Genomic DNA, 233 nt, shown 5'->3' with positions numbered 1-233 from the left:
CAACAACATACATCCCTGGGGAACGTATGGGCTGACTACCGAACGCCTGTGGGTAAACGTCGACACATCGAGCTGGTCGATGGCACTCAGGTCTATCTCAACACTAATACGGCCATTGATGTGATATTCGACTCTCGCCAACGTTTGATCCGCCTTCGCGAGGGCGAGGTACTTATCCACAGCGGCAAGCGCGGTGGGCAAACACCCTTGTATGTGGAGACTCGCCATGGTCG

General features: G+C 54.9%; 1 protein-coding gene. It reads left to right on the top strand.

From position 1 onward, the window contains the following. Positions 1-48: 48 nt before the first annotated feature. Positions 49-233 (top strand): FecR domain-containing protein (locus AC0L3B_RS40425; RefSeq protein ID WP_473383703.1); only part of this gene is annotated, 185 nt, incomplete at its 3' end.

The organism is Bradyrhizobium sp. Kon56, from assembly GCF_055807635.1.
Note: the sequence above shows the minus strand (reverse complement) of the source record. Positions and strands in the feature narration are given on the sequence as shown.